This is a genomic window from Pseudoruegeria aquimaris (genome assembly GCF_900172235.1).
GTDB classification, from domain to species: Bacteria; Pseudomonadota; Alphaproteobacteria; order Rhodobacterales; family Rhodobacteraceae; genus Pseudoruegeria; species Pseudoruegeria aquimaris.
In genome coordinates, this window is record NZ_FWFQ01000033.1 from 1 (window position 1) to 19,703 (window position 19,703).

Genomic DNA, 19,703 nt, shown 5'->3' on the forward strand with positions numbered 1-19,703 from the left:
AACGTCCGCGTGGTCAGGACCGTCGACCGAGACCTCTACCGCGAACGCAACAAGGTCGAACGGTTCTTCAATCGTCTCAAACACTTCCGCGGCATCGCAACGCGATACTTCAAAACCGCAGCAAACTTCCTCGCCGCACTTCACCTCGCTTGCTCAAGGCTCTGGATCAGACATTATGAGTCCACGACCTAATCCGTAGGCAAGCAGGGGAGAGGCAATTGTCGGCAACACGTCCATTCACCGCCAAACGCGGGCAGATCCTGTTTCAGCCGGGGCAGCCCTGCCCGGGCTTCGTGATCCTGGAAGAGGGCTCCATCCGCGTGACCCTGACCGGCGCGAGCGGGCGGCAGGTGGTGCTCTACCGGGTCCGGCCCGGTGAAGTCTGCCTGCAGACCTTCTCCTGCCTGATCAACGATCAGACCTACTGCGCGGAAGGCGTGGCCGAAACGGACCTGTCCGGGGAACTGGTGCCGGCGGGGGCCTTTCGGGCGCGTTTCGCCGATGACGCCGCTTTCCGCGAGATGGTTCTGGTGTCGATCTCCACCCGTTTCGCGGAATACCAGCAACTGATCGAGGACGTGGCGCTCTCGCATTTCGACTCCCGGCTCGCCAAGGCCCTGCTGCGGCTCGCCTCCGAAGACGGATTCGTGCCCGCCACCCACGGCGAACTGGCCACCGAGACGGCTTCGGGCCGGGCCTATGTCTCGCGCAGGCTGGCGGCCTTCGCCGGGGAAGGCTGGGTCCGGCAGCGCGAAAAGGGCATCGCCATCCTCAGCCGGAGGGAGCTGGAACAGGTTGCCGCAGGCCTTCGGTGACTCTGTCACCGTCGAGGCGGCGGCAGGCAGGGTAGAAGGAGGCATCCAATCCCTTCCAAGGAGGAAAGAAAGATGTCCAGAAACGAAGGCACCCTCGACCGCGTTCTGCGGGTGATCCTCGGCCTTGCCCTGCTGTCGCTCGTGTTCGTGGGGCCGCAGACCCTCTGGGGCCTTGTCGGCCTCGTCCCGCTGGTGACCGGGCTCGTCGGCGTCTGCCCGATCTACTCGCTGCTCGGGATCAAGACCTGCCGCATCAAGACCCAGTAGCCAGCGCGGCGAACCTTCAAGCTGCGCGCCGCCTCACCCGGCGTTCTGCGCCTCGATGTAGGCGCGCAGTTCTTCCGCTTCGCGCCGGGCGTCGCGCAGCCCGTCCATGGCGGCGGAGAGCTCAGCCTCAAGCTGGGCCTGCGCGTTGGTCATCTCGGCCTCGCGCTGCTGCAGGTAGATGATCGCCTCGTCGCGCTGTTCCTCGGCCTCGTGCAGGGCCTGGGCCATCTTGTCCAGCTCGCCCATGTCGGCCTGCGATACGCGGGTGAACCGATGCACCAGCCAGTTGGCGAACCAGCCGAGCGCGAAGGCCACGAAGAGAATGAGCGCCGTGGCGGCGATGAATTCAGTTCTGTTCATTTGAGGCGTCCTCTTCCCCGTTGTCCGCGCCCTCTTGCGGGGCGTCCGGGCTTGCGTCCTGGTCTTCTGCCGTGGTGCCGTCCGCCGGCTGTGACGGCGTGTCATCCGGGCCGGCGCCTTCGGCAGCGGCTCCATCGTCGCCGGCTTCCGCGCCGGTCTCGGCCCCGGCCTCTTCTTCCGCTCCGGCCGTTTCGCCAGCCTCGGCCTCGGCCTGTTCCAGCGCCGTGGCCTCGGGCTCTTCGGGCGCGTCCGGCTGGATCAGCGTGATCTCGATCCTGCGGTTCGCCTCGCGGCCTTCCTCCGTGCCGTTGTCGGCGATGGGCACGGACTCCCCGTATCCCTTCGCGGTGATGTGCGAGGTCAGCACCCGGCGCGCCATCAGCGCGTTGAGCACCGCGTCGGCGCGGGACTGGCTGAGGTTGAGGTTCATTTCCTCGCGGCCCTGGCTGTCGGTGTGGCCGGCGATTTCAAGCTGCATCTGCACGTCGGCGCAGGCCTTCAGGATCTCGGCCATCTTGTCGATGGTGGAAATCGCGCCGGCCTCGATGTCGGAGGAGCCGGGGGCGAAGGTGATCTTGTTCTCTTCCAACGCCGCGTTCAGATCGGCCACGCATTCCTCGGGCGTGGGCAGCGCGGCGACCGGATCCAGCTTCTCTTCGTAGGTCACGTCGATGCTGAACTTGTCCGAAGTGTCGAGCCGGGTGGTGAGGATGCGCGCGATGTTGGCGCGGGCGTCTGGGTTGCCGCTGATGCCGGAGATCGTGATCCGGTCTTCCTCGATGCGCAGGGTGCCCTGGTTGAGCTCCTCGAAGGCCGAGAGGCCGGCCAGCACCCGCAGGGACCAGCCGCTGGGCAGGCCCTCTTCCTGGATGCGCGCGGCGGCATAGACGCTGGAGGCGCCGAAGGCGGCCCGCGCGAAGCTTTCCACCGCTTCCCGGTCCAGATCGCTGGCCAGCTTGCCGCGCAGCTGCACCAGCCCTTCCGGGCTGCGGGTGGCGGTGAATTCGGGCGGGGCGGTCTCGCCCTCGGTGGCGGTGTCTTCCTCGGGCTCGGGCAGCTCCGCATGCAGGGAGAACACCGGCGGCAGATCCGCCTCCAGCTCGCCCATCACGCGGTCGAAATCGGCCTGCGGCGTGCCCTTCGGGGCGACGAAGGTCACATCCGCGTCCGAGAAGGTCAGCGTGCCGCCGCCGAGCGCCTGCACCGCCTTGATGCCGGTGACGGCGGCATCCGCCCAGGTGCTGGAGGGCATGCCGAGGCCGATGGTGCACTCCGCGTTGGCGGCCCCCGGCGCGGCGGCGAGGATGCGCGCGCTCGTGGCCTCGCTGTCGGCGGAACAGGAATCGAACCGCGCGCCGGCCTCATCGACGACGAACCGCAGGGTGAAGGGGGTGAGCACGGGGCGTGGGGCGGTGAGATTGATCGTCACGTCCAGCCCGCCGGGCGTCTCGGTGCGCAGGCGTTCTTCGAGCCGTGCCTTTTCCTCCGCGCTTTCGGTGATGCCGGTGACGATGACGCGTTCGCTCGTCATCGAGATCTTGGAGCGGGGCAGCAGGCGGAGAGCCTCGAGCGCGAATTGCAGCGCCGGATTCCAGCCGCGCGGCACCGGGTAGCTGGCGCTGTCCAGCAGATCGGTCACCACGGCGCCGCCGCCGGCGGAGGACACCGCGGACAGGATCTGCGTGCGGGCGGCGCGGGCGGGCACGAGGCCCACGAGGGTGATGCCGTCATCGTTGCGCAGGAACTCGATGGTGAAGGTCGGCGCCTCGATCTGCGCGGCCTCGGCCACCGCCAGCCCGTTGTTGATGCGGGTGTGATCCACCACCGAACCGACGACGGAGAGCGCCCGGAAGCGCGTGGCCTCGGTGGGCGCGGTGCCGGTGAGGTTCACGATCAACCCGTCCACGGCCACTTCCACCCAGTCGAACCCCTGCAGGGCGAGGGCGCGGGTCACGTCGAGCTCGGTCCGGTCTTCGATCACGTTCACGGCCAACGTGGCCGCGAAAATGCACAGGCCGCCGGCAAGGGTGAAGGCCGCACCGGCGGAAAGGGCTGATTTCAGGCGCATGTGTTGGCTGCGTCCTTGTTCTTGAAGTTGCGCCAGTTTTACGGCCAGCCCGCCGGGGGATCAATCAGAGGAACAGGGCAACGGCGAAAAACAGCGCAGCGAGCAGGCCCGCGTCCCGGTTGGAGCGGAAGAGCGACAGGCAGGTTTCGGGGCTGTCGATGCGTAGCCCGCGCAACTGCCAGGCAAGGTGCCAGCCGAAGGCCCAGACGCCCCCGAGCGCCACCACGAGCGCCAGCGGGTTGCCGAGCGGAGCCACGGCGCCGATCACGGCGAGGGCCAGCAGCAGAACCGCCGCGACGAGAAAGCCGAAAAGCCAGCGCGGCGAGGAGTCGCCGAACAGCCGGGCGGTGGATTTCACCCCGATCAGCGCGTCGTCCTCGGTGTCCTGGTGGGCATAGATCGTGTCGTAGAACAGTGTCCAGGCGATCCCGGCGAGATAGAGCGCCAGCGCAGGCCAGCCCAGGGTGCCGTCATGCGCCGCCCAGGCAAGCAGCGCGCCCCAGTTGAAGGCCAGCCCGAGAAAGACCTGCGGCCACCACGTGAAACGCTTGGCGAACGGGTAGATGGCGACGAGTGCGAGCGAGGCGATGCCGAGGGCGATCGCGAGCGGCGGGAAGGTCAGCAGGATCGCGAAGGCGATGAACGCCTGTGCCGCCATCCAGAGCGCGGCCGCGCGCACGCTCACCTGCCCCGAGGGGATCGGGCGGGAGCGCGTGCGCGCCACCTTCGCGTCGAAGTCGCGGTCGGTGATGTCGTTCCAAGTGCAGCCCGCGCCGCGCATCAGCCAGGCCCCGGCGGCGCAGCCGAGCATGACCCAGCCGTCCCAGAGGGTGAAGGGGCCCGCCGCCAGCGCGGCCAGCAGCACCGCCCACCAGCAGGGCAGCAGCAGCAGCCAGGTGCCGATCGGGCGATCGGCGCGGGACAGCCGCAGGTAGGGCCGGCTGAAGGCCGGGGCGCGCGTATCGACCCAATTGCCCTTGACGGCATCGGCCACCTGCCCTTTGGTTTCCGGATGTTCTGAAGGTTGGCTCATGCGAGGGGCGTCCATGTCGGCGGCAAAGATCAGGCTTTATGTAGACGCAGCTTTGGGGGAGGGGCAAACGGTTCCTTTGGCCCGCGAGCAGGCGCATTACCTTTTCGGTGTCATGCGGCTGGGCGTCGGCGACAGCATCCTGATCTTCAACGGCCGCGACGGCGAGTTCCGCGCCGAGATCGCCGAAGCCGGCAAGCGGGGCGGGCTGCTGGCCTGCGCCGGGCGGACGAAACCGCTCCAGGAGCCGCCCGACCTCTGGCTGCTCTTCGCGCCGATCAAGAAGGCGCGCACGGATTTCATCGTCGAGAAGGCGGCCGAGATGGGCGCGGCGAAGATCATGCCGGTCCAGACCGATTTCACCAATTCCGAACGCATCCGGCGCGACCGGCTCCAGGCCCATGCGGTGGAGGCCGCCGAGCAGTGCGGGGGCACCTTCGTGCCCGAGGTCACCGAGCTGCGCAAACTGGACGCCGTGCTGGCGGAATGGCCGGCCGACCGGCAGCTCGTCTACTGCGACGAGACCCTCGTGGGCGCGCGGGCCGCGCTGCAGCAGCAGGGCCGGGGCGGCAAGGCGGCCATCCTGATCGGGCCGGAGGGCGGATTCTCCGCAAGGGAACGGGAAAACCTAAAAACTCGCCCCTTCGTGACACAAATTAGCCTAGGTCCCCGTATACTCAGAGCAGATACGGCCGCAGTCGCGGCCATGACCATCTGGCAAAGTGTTTCTGGTGATTGGTAATGTCTTTTGTGCGAAAAGAAGTGAAAGCCGTATTCTGGCGTTGGCGGGAGTTCCTGATCGGTTGGGTGTTCGCCGCCGCCGGAATCATCCTCGTGTTCCGGGGGCTCGGGTTCGTACCGACTCTCGGTATGATCCTGGGCGTCACCGGCGCCCTGCTGGCCTATGCCGGCGTGCAGCGTGCCCGGTTCCGGCTGGGTGAAGGCGGGCCCGGCGTCGTCCACGTCAACGAAGGCCGGATCGCCTACTACGGGCCGTTCTCCGGCGGCGCCGTCTCCGTGGACGGGCTCTCCAAGGTCGAGCTGGACCCCGTGCCCGATCCGGCGCCCCACTGGGTGCTGCGCGGGATCGAATCCCCGCCGCTGTTCATCCCGGCCAATGCCGAAGGCGTCGACGCGCTGTTCGACGTGTTCTCATCGATCAAGAATTTCCCGATGGAACAGATGCTGCGCTACCTGACGCAGCCGCCGGCTCACCCCGTCGTGATCTGGCAGAAAGAGCAGCGCATGCTGCATTGACTTCCCGTGCGATTGCTTCCACCTCTTGGCGTCACAAAAGGTGGAAGTGGAGCGTTCGAGATGTCTATCCCCCAGTCCGGCGGCGGGCCGATCGAGAGCCGGGATCAGCTGGCGCAATACCTGGCCGACGGCTGCAAACCCCGCGAAGACTGGCGCATCGGCACCGAGCACGAGAAATTCGGATACTGCAAGGACACGCTGAAGCCGCTTCCCTACGAGGGGGAGCGGTCCATTCTTGCCGTGCTCCAAGGCCTGCGGGACGAGCACGGCTGGGCGCCCGTCACCGAGGGCGGCAAGCTGATCGGGCTGGAGAAGGACGGCGCCAACGTCAGCCTTGAGCCCGGCGGCGCGCTGGAGCTTTCCGGGGCTCCGCTGGAAACCATCCACGAGACCTGCGACGAGGTGAACGCCCACCTGCGCGACGTGAAGGCGATCTCCGACAGGATCGGCGTGGGCTTCATCGGGCTGGGCGCGGCGCCGATCTGGAAGCACGAAGACATGCCGCTGATGCCCAAGGGGCGCTACAAGCTGATGGACGCCTACATGGGCCGCGTCGGCGAGATGGGCCGGGTGATGATGCGCCGCACCTGCACCGTGCAGGTGAACCTCGATTTCGCCTCCGAGGCCGACATGGTGCAGAAGATGCGGGTGGCCATCGCGCTGCAACCCGTGGCTACGGCGCTTTTTGCGAATTCTCCCTTCTTCGAGGGCAAGGTCAACGGCCACAAGAGCTGGCGCAGCTACGTCTGGCGCAACATGGACGACGCCCGCACCGGCATGGTGCCATTCGTGTTCGACGAAGGCTTCGGCTTCGAGCGCTGGGTGGATTATGCCCTCGATGTGCCGATGTATTTCGTCTACCGCGACGGCAAATACATCGATGCGCTGGGCATGTCCTTCCGCGATTTCCTTGAAGGCAAACTGCCGGCGCTTCCCGGCGAGGTGCCGACGCTTTCGGACTGGGCCGACCACCTGACGACGGCCTTCCCGGAGGCGCGGGTGAAGAAATTCATCGAGATGCGCGGCGCCGATGGTGGCCCCTGGCGCCGGCTCTGCGCGCTGCCGGCCTTCTGGGTCGGGCTGACCTACGACCAGGGCGCGCTGGACGCGGCCTGGGATCTGGTGAAGGGGCTCGATGCCGAGACCCGCGAAGGGCTGCGCGTGGCGGCCTCCGTCGATGGTTTGCAGGGCGAAGCCGGGGGCGTGAAGCTGCACGATCTCGCGCGCGAGGCGGTGGCCATCGCCGAAGCCGGCCTGAAATCCCGCGCCCGTCCGGGCGCCGGCGGTCTGATTCCGGATGAAACCCATTTCCTGAACGCGCTGAAGGAAAGCGTCCAGAGCGGGCAGGTCCCTGCGGACGAGCTTCTGGCGCGCTACCATGGCGACTGGGAAGGCGATCTGACGCGGATCTACGCCGACTACAGCTACTGACGACGCAGGCGCGGCGCGCGCGGGGGCGCTGCCCCCGGCCGCGCCTCTCGGCGCGTCTCCCCCGGGATATTTCCGGTCAAAAGATGAGGCTCAGCCCTTCTTGCCGATCTTCGGCTCCTCGCCCGCGAGGATGCGGCTGATGTTGGCCTTGTGGCGGATCAGGATCAGCAGGGCGAGGAGGGCGCAAAGCAGGGCGGCGTCCGCGCGCCCGATCAGGACGGCCGCGACCGGAGAGGCGACGGCGGCCACGAGCGCCGAGAGCGAGGAAATCCTCGTGACGGCGGCGGTGACGAGCCAGGTGGCACAGGCGATCAGGCCCAGCGGGAAGCTCAGCGCAAGCAGCGTGCCGAGGAAGGTGGCCACGCCCTTGCCGCCCCTGAAGCCGAGGTAGACGGGGTAGCAATGGCCGAGGAAGGCCGCGCCGCCGGCGATCTGCGCGGCGTCTTCGCCGATGAACTGGCGCGCGATCAGCACCGCGATGCCGCCCTTGCCGGCGTCCAGCACCAGCGTGAGGAAGGCGGCCAGCTTGTTGCCCGTGCGCAGAACGTTGGTGGCACCGATGTTGCCGGAGCCGATCTGGCGCAAGTCCCCCAGCCCGAAGAGCCGGGCCATGACGATGCCGAAGGGCACCGCGCCCAGCAGGTAGGCCGCGACGGCGGTGAGGGCGAGCAGGGGCAGGGCCGTGGTGATTTCGGGCATCAGAGATTTCCGTGGACAGGCACGCCGGCGACGAGCGTCAGCAGGACCTTGCCCTGCATCCGCGCCCCGTCGAACGGCGTGTTCTTGGATTTCGAATTCAGCTTGAAACGATCCAGCACGAAGGGGGCGTCGGGATCGAAGAGCACGAGATCGGCCGGAGCGCCGGGGGCGAGCCGCCCGCAGGGCAGGCCCAGCCGGCGGGCCGGGTTCAGCGCCATGGCGGCGAAAAGCTCGGGCAGATCCAGCAGTTCGGCATGGTAGAGGCGCATGGCGGCGGGCAGAAGCGTTTCCAGCCCCACCGCGCCGGAGGCGGCCTCCTCGTAGGGAAGGCGCTTGCTTTCCTCGTCCTGCGGGGTGTGGAAGGAGGAGATGGTGTCGATCAACCCATCCTTGACCGCCTGCACCATCGCGAGCCTGTCGTCTTCGTCGCGCAGCGGGGGCTTGATCTTGAAGAAGGTGCGGTAGTCGCCCACGTCGAGCGCGTTCAGCGTCAGGTGGTGGATGTTGACGCCGGCCGTCACGTCGAGCCCGGCGGATTTGGCGCGCGCCAGCGCGGGCAGGGCGGCGGCGGTGGAGAGCGCATCGACATGATGGCGAACGCCCGTCATCTCGACGAGCGCGAGGTCGCGCTCCAGCCCCATGCGTTCGGCCATCGGCGAGACCGCCGGCAGCCCCTTGAGCGTGGCGAACTTGCCCGAGGTCACGGCCGCGCCCCTGGACAGGATCGGCTCCTGCGGGTGGGTCATCACGAGGGCGTCAAGCGAACGGGCGTAGGTCATCGCGCGGGAGAGCACCTTGGTGTCCGTCACCACGCTGTCGCAGTCGGTGAAGGCCACGGCGCCGGCATCGCGCAGGAAGCCGATCTCCACCATCTCGCGCCCCTCGCGGCCCTTGGTGAGCGCGGCCATGGGCAGCACGTTCACCGGCGCGGCCTCGTTGGCGCGGCGGGTGACGAACTCCAGCGCCTCGGGGGTGTCGATGGCGGGCAGGGTGTCGGGGCGGGTGACGACGGTGGTGACGCCCCCGGCCGCGGCGGCGCGGCCGGCGGTGCGGAAGCTCTCCTTGTGGCGCTCGCCCGGCTCGCCGATCTTCACGCCGATGTCTACGATCCCGGGGGCGAGGCATTTGCCGCCGGCATCATGCACCTGCTGCGCCTGCGGGGCCGCGCCGCTGCCGGATGCGGCGATCTTCCCGTGTTCCACCAGCACCCAGCCCGGCGCGACCGTGCGGGCTTCGGGATCGACGAGGCGGGCGTTTTCGATCAAGAGGCTCATGGCTGGCTCCTTTGCACCTGTCTGAGCAGGTCGTAGACGTGGCGGGCGTCGGCGATGCGCTCGAAGCCCACGCGCTCCCGGCGCGCGCCGTTCGCGGTGTTGCGGTATCGGGTGCGGAAATAGACGGATCCGGGCGTGTCATCCACCAGTTCCAGCACGTCGTCGGGCGCGATGTCATAGGACTCGAGGCTGCGCTTCGGCCAGGAGCGGGCGATGAAGGCCCGCCGCGTGCTGAGCGAATAGGTGGCGAAGCGGCGTCCGAGCCAGTTCCGGGCCGGGCCGCCCACCGCCACGGCGAGGCCGGCGGCGATGAACAGCAGCAGGAAAAGCGCCGGGAAGGCGCCTTCGGGCAAAGCGCCGACGAACATGCGCAGGGCGATCAGCGCGAAACCGAGGCCGAAGATCGCTGGCATCAGATCCCTGCGTCCGGCCACGAAGGCCGTATCGGGCCGGCCCTGCCAGAGCACCTTTTCGCCCGGCGCGAGAATGTCGTTCCAGCTGCCCGTCATCCGGCGGAAATCCAGATCACCACCCCGGTCAGGGCGAACATCAGGATGAGCATCAGCATCGCGATGCGTCCGGACATGGCAGCATCGGACACCTGCTTCTTTGTGGGCGGGCTTTCCAGCACACCCTCGGCCGATTGGCTTTCGAGGCCGAAGGGCGGCGGCGGGGCCGGGCTTTCCTCTTCGAAGCGTGCAAGCAGGCGCAGCGGCGGCTGGGGCCACAGTTCCTGCGGCGTTCCCTCGAAGGCGGCGGAGGTGATGAGCACCACCCAGCCGGTGAGCGCGTTCAACTGTTCCGCGAAGGGGGCGAGCTGGTCTTCCGGGATGCCGCCGCCTTCGTGCAGGTATTGCATCAGGCCGAAATCTGCGAGTTCGGAGACGTCGAAGGCTTCCACGAACTCGGGGTTCAGCGTGGTGGCCCCGATGAGTGCGGGCAGGGGCCAGTCAAGGCCGCCGTCCTGCGCCTCGCGGCGCGTCACGAGGGCTTCTGCCTCCTCCGGGGGGGCGTCCACCGCGAAGAGGTAGAGGCGCTTGTGATCGTGTTCGGAGATGGTGAGCACGGCAGTCATGCGGCGGCCTCCGTGGCAAGGCCCGCCGCGCGCGCGATGGCGGTGCGGGTGGCGTCCTTGTCGGGCTGGTATTTGATCAGGTGCTTGTCGCCGCCACGCGTGATGATCTGGACGGCGCTTCCCAGCGCACGGATCCGGGTGATCTCGGAGAGCGGGATGCTGCGACCCATCGGCCCGAGCAGGCGCCGGTCCGTCAGATCCCAGCGGGCGGAGAGATCTTCGCTGGCGAGGTAGAATCCCCGCACCGCGATGGCGGCCAGCCCGCCCACGGCGCCGGTCCAGACATGGGGGTTGCCCAGCAGCCAGAGCACGATCATGCCGCCGCCCATGGCGAGCGCGGCCATCGCGGCGTGATCACGCACGTAGGTGGCGCGGTCCGCGGGGAAGCTGGCGATGACGGCCTCGCCCTCCGCGAGCGGCGCCTCGGGCACCATCCGATGGTTGGGGATGAGATCGGGATCGGGCATCGGGCTCAGGCCATGACGCCCGCGGGCCGATCCGCGGCGCGCAGGTTGCGGGCGAGCAGATCCATCGCCGCCATGCGCACGGCTACGCCCATCTCCACCTGCTCCTGGATCACCGAGCGGTTGATGTCGTCGGCGATGGTGCCGTCGATCTCCACGCCGCGGTTCATCGGCCCGGGGTGCATGACGATGGCATCTTCCCTGGCATGGGAGAGCTTCTCGGCATCAAGCCCGTAGCGGTGGTAGTATTCGCGTTCGCTCGGGATGAAACCGCCGTCCATGCGCTCGCGCTGGAGGCGCAGCATCATCACCACGTCCACGTCCTTCAGCCCTTCGCGCATGTCTTCGTAGACCTCGACGCCCAGTTCCCCCACCTGGGAGGGCATCAGCGTGGGCGGGCCGACGAGGCGCACGCGGTTCTCCATCTTGCCGAGCAGGATGATGTTGGAGCGCGCCACGCGCGAATGGGCGATGTCGCCGCAGATGGCGATGTTGAGCCTATGCAGCCGGCCCTTGGCGCGGCGGATGGTGAGCGCGTCCAGCAGCGCCTGCGTGGGGTGTTCGTGGCGGCCGTCGCCGGCGTTGAGCACGGCGCAGTTCACCTTCTGGGCCAGCAGGTCCACCGCGCCGGAATGGGGGTGGCGCACCACGAGAAGATCGGGGTGCATGGCGTTCAGGGTGAGCGCCGTGTCGATCAGCGTTTCGCCCTTTTTGATCGAGCTGGCCTGCATCGCCATGTTCATCACGTCCGCCCCGAGGCGCTTTCCGGCCAGTTCGAAGCTGGCCTGCGTGCGGGTGGAATTCTCGAAGAACATGTTGATCTGGGTGAGGCCGGCGAGCGCATCGGCGTGTTTCACCGCACGGCGGTTGAGATCGACGTATTGGTCGGCCAGATCGAGGATGGTGCGAATCTCTTCCGGATGCAGGGGCTCGATGCCGAGGAGATGGCGGTGGTGGAACGTCATGGAGCCTCCTTGTCCGGGTGGCATCGCTTATAGAAAGCGCCTTGCCGCCGCACAAGGCGGTTGCGGCGGGGATTTACCTTGCCGGCGTGCGGGCGTAGCGTGGCGCGCATGAGCGTGGAGATGGATTTTCATACGGCGAAGGCCCTCCTGGAATGGCAGGTGGACATGGGAGCGGACGAGGCGATCCTCGACGCGCCCGTCAACCGCTATGAAATCCCCGAGCCCTCACCGCGGAAAGCCGCCGCGGCCGCGGCGGCCGGCCGCCCCGCGCAGGCGCCCCGACCCGCGGCCGCCCCGCCCGTCCGCCCGATCGAACCCGAGGTGGACCCGGTGGCCGAGGCGCGCGTGGCGGCGCGTGGCGCGCGATCGCTCGAAGAGCTCGAAGCGGCGCTGGCCGCCTTCCCCCACTGCGATCTGAAACGCGGCGCGCGCAGCCTCGTCTTCGCCGACGGGCAGCCGCGGGCGCGGGTGATGATCGTCGGGGAGGCGCCGGGCCGGGAGGAAGACAGGGAAGGGCGCCCCTTTGTAGGACGGGCCGGGCAGCTTCTGGACCGCATGTTCGACGCCATCGGCCTTGGCCGCGCGGCGCCGGATGCCGAGGCCGGCCTCTACATCACCAACGTGCTGCCGTGGCGCCCGCCGCAGAACCGCGATCCGAGCCCGCAGGAAATCGACATGCTGCGCCCCTTCGTTGAGAAGCACATCGAGCTCGTCGGCCCCGACCTGCTTGTGCTGATGGGCAACCACGCCTGCATGGCCCTGCTCAAACGCAGCGGGATCTCGCGGATGCGCGGACGGTGGCATGAGTTCCGGGGTGTGCCCGCGATGCCGATGTTCCACCCCGCCTACCTTCTGCGCAATCCGGGCTTCAAGCGCGAAGCCTGGCAGGATCTGCTCGCCGTCAAGGCGAAGCTGCTGGAGGGAGCCAAGGCCCCATGATCGATCCGGCCTTCCTGCTGGCCTTCCTGCCGGCGGCCCTTGCCCTGAACCTCACGCCGGGGGCGGACATGATGTTCTGCTTCGGGCAGGGTCTGCGCTCCGGCCGGCGCGCGGCGGTGGCCGCGAGCCTCGGGATTTCGCTGGGCGCGATGGTGCATGTGCTGCTGGCCGGCATCGGCCTCGGGGCGCTGATCGCCCGCCAGCCGGCGATGTTCGAGGTGATCCGCTGGGCCGGCGTGGCCTACCTGCTGGTGATCGCCTGGCGCACGCTGCGCGCCCCGCTCACCGCGCCAGAGGATGCGCCCGTCACCCCGGCGCGCCATGCCTTCCGCGAAGCGCTCCTCGTCAATCTCACCAACCCCAAGGTGATCCTCTTCGTGCTCGCGCTGCTGCCGCAGTTCGTGAACCCGGCGTTGCCCACGCTGCCACAGTTCCTCGTCTATGGCGCCGTTCTGGCGCTGGGCGGTTTCCTCGTGAACGGCGCGGTGGGCGTTTTTGCCGGAGGGCTGGGCACGCGGCTCCTGCGCTCGGCGCGGTTCGAGCGGGGGATCCGCTGGGTGTCCGCCACCATCTTTGCCGGCCTCGCCCTGCGTCTGGCCGCAATGCGCCACGGATAGGAGCCAAGCCCCATGAGCCGCATCGACGAGACCATCGCCTTCATCCCCGTCCGCATCGCCGTGCTGACCGTCTCCGACAGCCGGGGGCTGGCCGAGGACCGCTCAGGCGACGTGCTGGTCAGCCGGCTCACCGAGGCCGGCCACGTGCTGGCCGACCGCAGGATCCTGCCCGACGAGCGGGAGGAAATCGCCGCCCAGCTGCGCGCCTGGTGCGCCGATCCGGGCGTGGACGTGGTGATTTCCACCGGCGGCACCGGGCTGACGGGCCGTGACGTGACGGTGGAGGCCCACCGTGATGTCTACGAGAAGGAGATCGAAGCCTTCGGGACCGTTTTCACCATCGTGTCGATGAAGAAGATCGGCACCTCGGCGGTGCAGAGCCGCGCCACCGGCGGCGTGGCGCAGGGCACCTACCTTTTCGCGCTGCCCGGCAGCCCCGGTGCCTGCAAGGATGCCTGGGACGAAATCCTCGCCTACCAGCTCGACATGCGCCACCGGCCCTGCAATTTCGTGGAAATTTTTCCGCGGCTGGACGAAAATCTGCGCCGGAAGTGATCGCCTCGCGCGTGTAATCCGTAAAATGCTCGTCTTGAGCGGTATTTGCACCACATACTGTTGGGGAAGCCGGTGACGGCTCTGCCCGGTTGGCAATGGAAAGGCAGGGGGTATGAGATTTCTGGGCCGCAGCCTGATGGGGCTGTTCCTGTTGGCGCTCACGCTCGGGCTGTTCGCCTGGGCGGGCAACACCGTCTACACCGCGATCGAGGCCAAAAGGGCCGAGGAGCGCCGGGAACGCCCTGCGCGCGAACGGGTGTTCGCGGCGGGCGTCATGCAGGTGGTGCCGGGCGAGGAAATCCCCGTGCTCACCACGTTCGGCGAGGTGCGCAGCCGTCGCACGCTCGATATCCGCGCCGCGGCCTCGGGCCGGATCGTGGAGATGGCCGACGCCTTCGAAGAGGGCGGGAGAGTGCAGGCGGGGGATTTCCTGCTGCGCATCGATCCCGCGGACGCCGAGGCGGCTCTGGCGCGGGCCCGCGCGGACCTTGCCGAGGCGCAGGCCGAGGTGCGCGATGCCGAGCGCGGGCTTGGCCTCGCGCAGGACGAGCTTGACTCCGCCGAGCAGCAGTTCGCCCTGCGCTCCGCTGCCCTGCAACGCCAGCAGAGCCTGAAGGAACGGGGCGTCGGCACGGATTCCGCCGTGGAAACCGCCGCGCTGGCGGAGGCGGCCGCGCGTCAGCAGGTCGTTTCGCGCCGCCAGTCCCTCGCGCAGGCCGAAGCGCGCGCCGATCTCTCCAAGACCCGGCTCAACCGGGCGCAGATCACCGTGGCCGAGGCCGAGCGCAAGCTGGCCGACACCGAGATCCATGCCGGCTTCACCGGGCTTCTGGGCGACGTTTCCGTCGTCGAAGGCGGACTTGTCGCCAACAACGAACGCCTTGCCACGCTGACAGATCCGGAGGCGCTCGAAGTCTCCTTCCGGGTCTCCACCGCCGATTACGTGCGCCTGCTCGACGCCGAGGGCCGCCTCATCGGCGCGCCGGTGCGGGTGACGCTGGACGTGCTGGGCCTCGATCTCACCACCGCCGGCATCATCTCGCGCGAAAGCGCGGCGGTGGGCGAGGGGCAGACGGGGCGGATGCTCTTTGCTCGGCTCGACAGCCCCGCGGGCTTCCGGCCGGGCGATTTCGTGACCGTGGCCATCGAGGAACCCGCCCTGCGCGGCGTGGCCCGCGTGCCCTCGAGCGCGCTGAACGCCGCCGAACAGGTGCTCGTCCTGAGCGAGGACGACAGGCTGGAAGAGGCGTCCGTGGAGCTTCTGCGCCGGCAGGGCGATGAGGTCCTCATCCGCGCGCCGGCGATCCACGGGCGCGAGATCGTCGCCGAACGCTCGCCGGTGCTGGGCGCGGGCATCAAGGTGCGGCCGATCCGGCCCGAGAACGCCGAGATCCCCGAGGCCCCCGAACTCGTCACCCTGACCGAGGAGCGCCGGGCCAAGCTCGTGGCCTTCGTGCAGGGCAACGCGCGGATGCCGGCGGAGGTCAAGCAGCGCATCCTCGGCCAGCTCGAAGCGCCGCAGGTGCCCGCGCGCGTTCTGGAGCGGCTGGAAAGCCGGATGGGAGGCTAGGCCATGGTGCGGCAGCTATCCGGACAGGCGGGCGGTATCCTCTCCTACTTCACACGCCATCGCACGGCGGCGAACCTTCTGCTGGTGGTGCTGATCGTGGCCGGGCTGGCCGCCATGCCGCGGATGCGGGCGCAGTTCTTTCCCGACGTGGTCGTGGATTCCGTCTCCGTCTCCGTCCAGTGGGACGGCGCCGGCGCCGAGGACGTGGACGCCGCCATCGTGCAGCTTCTGGAACCGGCGCTCCTGACGGTGGAAGGGGTGGAGAGCACCTCCTCCACCTCCCGCGAGGGGCAGGCCAGCATCAGCCTGGAGTTCGAGCCCGGCTGGGACATGTCGCGTGCCGCCGACGACGTGCAGGCCGCCGTGGACGGGGTGAGCAACCTGCCCGAGGATGCCGAGGATCCGGAGGTGCGCCGCGGGGTGTGGCGCGACAGGGTCACGGACGTCGTGATCACCGGCCCGGTGGACGTGACGCAACTGGGCCGCTTCGCCGATGAATTCGTCACCCGGCTGTTCGCGGCCGGCGTCACGCGCACCACCATCCGCGGCGTGGCCGCGCCCGAAACGGTGGTCGAGGTGCCCACGCTTTCGCTCATCCGCAACGACGTGACGATGGCGGAAATCGCCGATGCGATCGCCGCCGAAGCCAGCGCCGATCCGGCGGGCGATGTCTCGGGCGGCAGCGCGCGCGTGCGTACCGGCGTGGCCAAGCGCTCCGCCGACGAGATCGCCGACATCGTGCTGCGCTCCAACCCGGACGGCTCCAAGTTGCGCATCGGCGACGTGGCCGAGGTGCGCGTGGAGGGCATCGACCGCAACCGCGCCTATTTCGTGGGGCAGAACCCGGCGATCTCGGTGCGGGTGGACCGCTCCGACCAAGGCGATGCGATCCGGATCCAGCGCGAGGTCGAAACCGTTGCCGAGGAGATGCAGCGCACGCTGCCCGCGGAGGTGAGCATCGATCTGATCCGCACCCGCGCCGAGGCCATCACGGGCCGCCTGAACCTGTTGCTCGACAATGGCCTGATGGGGCTGGGCCTCGTGGTGGGGCTGCTCTTCCTGTTCCTGAACGCGCGCACGGCCTTCTGGGTGGCCGCGGGCATCCCGGTTGCGATGTGCGCCGCCATTGCGCTGATGTATGTGGCGGGGCTGACGATCAACATGATCTCGCTCTTTGCTCTGATCATCACGCTCGGGATCGTGGTTGATGACGCAATCGTGGTGGGGGAGCACGCCGATTTCCGCGCCCGAAGGCTGGGCGAAGACCCGGTGACGGCGGCGGAGAATGCCGCCGTGCGCATGGCGCCGCCGGTGTTCTCGGCCACGATCACCACGGTGATCGCCTTCTTCGGGCTGACGGTGATCTCCGGGCGCTTCGGCGATCTGATCGCCGACATTCCCTTCACCGTGATCGTGGTGCTGATCGCCTCGCTGGTGGAATGCTTCCTGATCCTGCCCAACCACATGAGCCACGCCATCGCGCATTCGGCCAAGCAGCATTGGTATGACTGGCCCAACCGGGTTGTGAACCGCGGCTTCACCTGGGTGCGGGACAGGCTCTTCCGCCGCCTTATGAACCTGGTGGTGCTGGCGCGCTACCCGGTGCTGGCGGGGGCCTTCGTGCTGCTCGCTTCGCAGGCAGTCCTGTTCATCCGGGGTGACGTCCAGTGGCGCTTCTTCAACGCGCCCGAGCAATCCTCGGTGTCGGGCAATTTCGCCATGGTCAACGGCGCGAGCCGCGAGGACACGCTGGCGATGATGCGCGAGATGCAGCGCGCGGCGGAGGCCGTGGGCAAGCGCATGGAAGAGGAGCACGGGCGCAACCCGCTGGATTACGTTGTGGCCGAAGTGGGCGGCAACACCGGCCGCGCCATCGCCGGCTCCGAGAACAAGGACAGCGAGCTTCTGGGCTCCATCGCGATCGAGCTGATCGACGCCGATCTGCGCCCCTATTCCGCCTTCGCCTTCGTCGCCGCCATCCAGGACGAGGTGCGCCAGCATCCGCTTGCCGAGACGGTCAGCTTCCGAGGCTGGCGCTCCGGGCCGGGGGGCGACGCGCTGGACGTGGAATTCTACGGTGCGGATTCCGAGACGCTGAAAGCCGCCGCCGAGGCCCTGAAAACCGCCGTGGCCGCCTATCCGGAAGTCTCCGCCGTGGAGGATTCCCTCGCCTACGACAAGCAGGAACTCGTGCTCGAACTTACCCCGCAGGGGCAGGCGCTGGGCTTCGAGATCGGCACCTTGGGCCGGGTGCTGCGCAACCGGCTGAACGGGATCGAGGCGGCGACCTACCCCGACGGCCCGCGTTCGGCGGAAATCCGGGTGGAGCTGCCTGCCGGCGAATTGACGGCGGATTTCATGGAGCGCACCCAGCTGCGCTCGCCGCAGGGCGTCTACGTGCCGCTGTCCGATATCGTGACCGTCCAGAGCCAGACGGGCTTTTCCACGGTGCAGCGGGAGAACGGGCTGCGGCTTGTCAACGTGACGGGTGACATCTCGGAGGATGATCCAGCCCGCGCGCAGGCCATCGTCGAGGAACTGCGCGAAGTGATCCTGCCGCAGATCGAAAGCGATTTCGGCGTCGGCTGGCAGCTGGGCGGGCTTGCCGAGCAGGAGCAGAGCTTCCTGAACGACGCGCTGCTCGGATTCGCCATGTGTCTCACCGGCATCTATCTCGTGCTGGCGTGGATCTTCGCCAGTTGGACGCGCCCCTTCGTGGTGATGGCGATCATCCCCTTCGGCCTCGTGGGCACGATCTACGGCCACTACATCTGGGAGGTGCCGCTCTCGATGTTCACCGTGGTGGGTCTGATCGGCATGACGGGGATCATCATCAACGACAGCATCGTGCTGGTGACGACGATCGACGAATATGCCGAGGAGCGCGGCCTGTTCCCGGCCATCGTGGACGGCACCGCCGACCGCCTGCGCGCGGTGATGCTGACGACGGCCACCACGGTTCTGGGGCTCGCGCCGCTGCTCTACGAGCGCTCGGTGCAGGCGCAGTTTCTCAAGCCCACCGTCATCACGCTGGTCTACGGGCTCGGGTTCGGCATGTTGCTCGTGCTGCTCGTGGTGCCGGCACTGGTGGCGATGCAGAAGGATCTCGGGCGGATGATGCAGGCCCTGCGGCGCGCGCTCGCCTTCCGCCAGGGCGGGCGAGGCGTGGGGGCGGCCACCCTGCTCGCAGGGCTCGGAATGCTGGCGCTCTTCGCAGCGACGATGGGCAGCGTGGCCCTCACCGGGGCCTTCGCGCCGGCAGTTGCCGGGCTGCTTCCGGACATGACGGCCTCGATGGCCTCGGCCTTCGCGATCTTCGCCGTGGGCAGCGCGGCCCTGGCGCTCGCGGCCTTCATCCTCGCGGGCCTCGCCCGGGCTGTGTTCCGAAGCCGCCGGACAGCCCGGGAAGGGGCGGCATAGGCGCGCGACTCGGGGAAGGGGCTATTGGCCGGGCGGCCTAACCGGCGGAACAGCCGCGGATGTCCACCATCCGGTCGCGCCCCAGCACCGAGATGCGCAGCTCGGAGCGGTCCAGTACGAAAGGCGTGCCGCTCTCGGCCACCATCTCGGCGGAAGCGGTGAGGGTTCCGCCCCGGCGCGCGTTCTTCGTTTCCGAAATCCAGATCGAGGGATCGCGCAGCTCGAAGACGGTGATCTCCTCGCCGCCGGCCGGCGGCATCCGGATCTCCGCCGTCACCCGGAGCCCGTCGGAGATCGGCTCGATGCGACAGGCGACGCCCGATACGCCTGCCTGCCTTGCCGTCATCGGCTGATCGGAAAGGGCGGCCTCGATCGCCGGGTAGGGCGCACCGCCCGGGGGCATCGTGCCGCGGATGTTCAGGGTCACCGGCAGACAGACATCCTCGCAGACGCCGATTTCCAGCCGGCCGCGCAGGGTGATCGGGGCGTTGGGATCCCGCGGAGTCAGGCGCAGCGGAAAGACGACTTCGCCGGTGTAGCCGATCACGCGCATGCCGTTCTGATGCGTGACCTCGGGCCGGGGCCAGTGCGTGGCGATGCCGGCGATGTTCTGCGAGGCGCCCAGCGTCAGGCGCGGAGGAATCCCGGCGTCGCCCGGCGCGCGCCAGTAGGTTTTCCAGCCGGGCGCGAGCCGCAGCCGGATGCCGGCCATGTGCTCGCCCGTCTCCAGCCGCCAGCCGGGCAGGAACTCGGCCTCGACGGCCTCGCCGGCGGCCAGAACCTGCGCCGTGCCGGCCACGGGCTGCATCACGGCGGCCAGCGCCAGCCCGCACAGGAGGGAAAGGAAAGATCTGCGTCTGCTCATTGGGCCGACAATACGCCGCGCTTTCGGGATGG

General features: G+C 68.6%; 21 protein-coding genes. 11 read left to right on the forward strand and 10 right to left on the reverse strand.

Features of this window, described 5'->3' with window-relative positions:
- The 3 genes from PSA7680_RS16545 to PSA7680_RS16555 all read left to right on the forward strand — a co-directional run.
- Positions 1-192: transposase (locus PSA7680_RS16545; RefSeq protein ID WP_217808310.1), on the forward strand; the 192-nt coding region annotated here is incomplete at its 5' end.
- Positions 193-218: 26 nt separating this feature from the next.
- Positions 219-815, forward strand: coding sequence for a Crp/Fnr family transcriptional regulator (locus tag PSA7680_RS16550; RefSeq protein WP_085869796.1), 597 nt, complete (start codon positions 219-221; stop codon positions 813-815).
- A 72-nt stretch (positions 816-887) separates the two neighbouring features.
- The gene (locus PSA7680_RS16555) at positions 888-1,082 is read left to right on the forward strand and encodes a YgaP family membrane protein (protein ID WP_085869797.1); all 195 of its coding nucleotides are present in this window, start codon (positions 888-890) and stop codon (positions 1,080-1,082) included.
- 33 nt (positions 1,083-1,115) lie between these two features.
- Here PSA7680_RS16555 and PSA7680_RS16560 read toward each other — a convergent pair whose 3' ends face one another.
- The 3 genes from PSA7680_RS16560 to ubiA form a co-directional block, all read right to left on the reverse strand.
- Positions 1,116-1,442, reverse strand: a complete 327-nt coding sequence (locus PSA7680_RS16560; protein WP_085869798.1) for a hypothetical protein — start codon at positions 1,440-1,442, stop codon at positions 1,116-1,118.
- The gene (locus PSA7680_RS16565; protein WP_085869799.1) at positions 1,429-3,510 is read right to left on the reverse strand and encodes an OmpA family protein; all 2,082 of its coding nucleotides are present in this window, start codon (positions 3,508-3,510) and stop codon (positions 1,429-1,431) included. Before PSA7680_RS16565 ends, PSA7680_RS16560 begins: the two co-directional genes overlap by 14 nt.
- A 64-nt stretch (positions 3,511-3,574) precedes the next feature.
- A complete protein-coding gene (ubiA, locus tag PSA7680_RS16570) occupies positions 3,575-4,543 on the reverse strand; it encodes a 4-hydroxybenzoate octaprenyltransferase (protein ID WP_085869800.1) in 969 nt (322 codons plus the stop codon).
- Positions 4,544-4,556: 13 nt separating this feature from the next.
- Here ubiA and PSA7680_RS16575 point away from each other — a divergent pair, with 13 nt between their 5' ends.
- The 3 genes from PSA7680_RS16575 to PSA7680_RS16585 are packed head-to-tail and all read left to right on the forward strand — an operon-like array spanning position 4,557 to position 7,228.
- Positions 4,557-5,282, forward strand: a complete 726-nt coding sequence (locus PSA7680_RS16575; RefSeq protein ID WP_085869801.1) for a 16S rRNA (uracil(1498)-N(3))-methyltransferase — start codon at positions 4,557-4,559, stop codon at positions 5,280-5,282.
- Between the two features lie 20 nt (positions 5,283-5,302).
- A complete protein-coding gene (locus tag PSA7680_RS16580) occupies positions 5,303-5,797 on the forward strand; it encodes a hypothetical protein (RefSeq protein WP_245824707.1) in 495 nt (164 codons plus the stop codon).
- Positions 5,798-5,857: 60 nt separating this feature from the next.
- A complete protein-coding gene (locus PSA7680_RS16585; RefSeq protein WP_085869803.1) occupies positions 5,858-7,228 on the forward strand; it encodes a glutamate--cysteine ligase in 1,371 nt (456 codons plus the stop codon).
- Between the two features lie 90 nt (positions 7,229-7,318).
- On the opposite strand, the gene plsY is transcribed toward PSA7680_RS16585, so the two are convergent.
- Genes plsY through PSA7680_RS16615 form a run of 6 tightly spaced genes read right to left on the reverse strand, consistent with a single transcriptional unit; the run spans position 7,319 to position 11,705 of the window.
- Positions 7,319-7,927 carry a glycerol-3-phosphate 1-O-acyltransferase PlsY gene (gene plsY / locus PSA7680_RS16590; RefSeq protein ID WP_085869804.1) on the reverse strand — a complete coding sequence of 203 codons (609 nt, stop codon included), beginning with the start codon at positions 7,925-7,927 and terminating at the stop codon, positions 7,319-7,321.
- Positions 7,927-9,201, reverse strand: coding sequence for a dihydroorotase (gene pyrC, locus PSA7680_RS16595; protein WP_085869805.1), 1,275 nt, complete (start codon positions 9,199-9,201; stop codon positions 7,927-7,929). The genes plsY and pyrC overlap by 1 nt, the downstream gene beginning before the upstream one ends.
- Entirely contained in the window at positions 9,198-9,710 is a 513-nt protein-coding gene (locus PSA7680_RS16600) for a hypothetical protein (protein WP_085869806.1), read from the reverse strand. Before PSA7680_RS16600 ends, pyrC begins: the two co-directional genes overlap by 4 nt.
- Entirely contained in the window at positions 9,707-10,276 is a 570-nt protein-coding gene (locus tag PSA7680_RS16605; protein WP_085869807.1) for a hypothetical protein, read from the reverse strand. Before PSA7680_RS16605 ends, PSA7680_RS16600 begins: the two co-directional genes overlap by 4 nt.
- Complete coding sequence (locus PSA7680_RS16610; RefSeq protein WP_245824709.1) at positions 10,273-10,743, reverse strand: hypothetical protein; 471 nt, start codon at positions 10,741-10,743, stop codon at positions 10,273-10,275. Before PSA7680_RS16610 ends, PSA7680_RS16605 begins: the two co-directional genes overlap by 4 nt.
- A gap of 5 nt (positions 10,744-10,748) precedes the next feature.
- The gene (locus PSA7680_RS16615; RefSeq protein WP_085869808.1) at positions 10,749-11,705 is read right to left on the reverse strand and encodes an aspartate carbamoyltransferase catalytic subunit; all 957 of its coding nucleotides are present in this window, start codon (positions 11,703-11,705) and stop codon (positions 10,749-10,751) included.
- Positions 11,706-11,825: 120 nt separating this feature from the next.
- Here PSA7680_RS16615 and PSA7680_RS16620 point away from each other — a divergent pair, with 120 nt between their 5' ends.
- From PSA7680_RS16620 to PSA7680_RS16640, 5 genes are all read left to right on the forward strand, one after another.
- A complete protein-coding gene (locus tag PSA7680_RS16620; protein ID WP_245824711.1) occupies positions 11,826-12,644 on the forward strand; it encodes a uracil-DNA glycosylase in 819 nt (272 codons plus the stop codon).
- Entirely contained in the window at positions 12,641-13,261 is a 621-nt protein-coding gene (locus PSA7680_RS16625; protein ID WP_085869810.1) for a LysE family translocator, read from the forward strand. The genes PSA7680_RS16620 and PSA7680_RS16625 overlap by 4 nt, the downstream gene beginning before the upstream one ends.
- 12 nt (positions 13,262-13,273) lie before the next feature.
- Positions 13,274-13,816, forward strand: a complete 543-nt coding sequence (gene moaB / locus PSA7680_RS16630) for a molybdenum cofactor biosynthesis protein B (protein WP_085869811.1) — start codon at positions 13,274-13,276, stop codon at positions 13,814-13,816.
- Positions 13,817-13,928: 112 nt separating this feature from the next.
- Positions 13,929-15,386: an efflux RND transporter periplasmic adaptor subunit gene (locus PSA7680_RS16635; protein WP_085869812.1), complete on the forward strand. Its 1,458-nt coding sequence runs from the start codon at positions 13,929-13,931 to the stop codon at positions 15,384-15,386.
- 3 nt (positions 15,387-15,389) lie between these two features.
- Positions 15,390-18,806 carry an efflux RND transporter permease subunit gene (locus PSA7680_RS16640; RefSeq protein ID WP_085869813.1) on the forward strand — a complete coding sequence of 1,139 codons (3,417 nt, stop codon included), beginning with the start codon at positions 15,390-15,392 and terminating at the stop codon, positions 18,804-18,806.
- 37 nt (positions 18,807-18,843) lie between these two features.
- Here the strand turns inward: PSA7680_RS16640 and PSA7680_RS16645 are convergent, their stop codons facing one another.
- On the reverse strand, positions 18,844-19,671 hold the full coding sequence (locus PSA7680_RS16645; RefSeq protein WP_085869814.1) for a protein-disulfide reductase DsbD domain-containing protein: 828 nt from the start codon (positions 19,669-19,671) through the stop codon (positions 18,844-18,846).
- Positions 19,672-19,703 lie beyond the last annotated feature (32 nt).